This window comes from Piscirickettsia salmonis LF-89 = ATCC VR-1361, from assembly GCF_000297215.2.
GTDB lineage: Bacteria > Pseudomonadota > Gammaproteobacteria > Piscirickettsiales > Piscirickettsiaceae > Piscirickettsia > Piscirickettsia salmonis.
This window is the reverse complement of sequence record NZ_AMFF02000262.1, coordinates 1-1020: the sequence shown is the minus strand read 5'-3', so window position 1 is coordinate 1020 and position 1020 is coordinate 1. Positions and strand designations below refer to the sequence as shown.

General features: G+C 36.3%; 1 protein-coding gene. It reads left to right on the top strand.

Going from position 1 to position 1020, the window contains the following annotated elements; all coding sequences use genetic code 11:
* The coding region (locus tag C200_RS15935) for a hypothetical protein (RefSeq protein WP_162180166.1) at positions 1-1020 on the top strand (1020 nt) is incomplete at both ends.

Here is a 1020-nt window from a genome sequence, read left to right as displayed (position 1 = left end):
ATATTTCTATCGGGCTGATACAAGATCACCAGATCAAATTTTTGGAAACCAACAAGAAATTGGATCTGGATTTATGACCTGGGCACAAACAAGAGATGTAAGCCCTAACTACAATGTTATTCGTTATACTGCTGGAGATACAGTATCACCTGGACCGTATAGTGCTCGAACTGCAGGTTGGGTTTCTGTAGCAGGATCTCTTGAGGGGGTTATGCGATTTTTAAATTATGAGGTTTTACAAAGAGAAACTGAAACTAATCCAGCCTATTGGGTTTATAGGATAGAATCAACAAGTAGAGCTTACAGTGTAAATTGGATGTTAGATGATTATATAAATTCTCCATCTACTAACACCAGAGATCACGAAATAGCAATGAGCCTATTATCACGATACCAAGAAGAAGAAGAGTGGATGGTACGAGATGGAATTAGGCCGGAAGAAATTGTTGATGCTGCAGAATATGAGGTTGGCTTTATTGAATACAATCCAACTGGAAGAACAATAACAAACCCTCATTTTGTTCATACAGAATTGCCTTCTCAACAAATAGAAAATCCTGCTTTAACTGAACGAGCATTAACAGATGAATCGTTTATTACTTATAATGCTACCGAAACAACTGAAGCCCATACAAATAACTCACCTACTTCTTATAGCTACGCTGTAAGTTGTGCTAGTGTTGGAGCATCTTTGCCTTCATTAAAAGAAAAAAGATCATTAGATTCTATGAATAAAAAAATTAAAGTACCTCCACCTGCACCTGGATGCGATTATTCATTTAAAGCCGCTCAAAATAAAAAATTTAAAGATTTACCTACAATACCAAGCCAGTTAATTACAACCCAGGGAGGTTACTGTTTAGCTCCAACTCAATCAAGAGACTCTTCTATGAAAACGTCTCGATCTTATTTATACGCTCAAACATGTTCTAATGTAGAAAGTCAAAAAGCTATTTATGATACTCTTGGCAGAGTTGTTTTCTCTAAATCTCAATTTGAAATCCCTCTATGTATGACTGC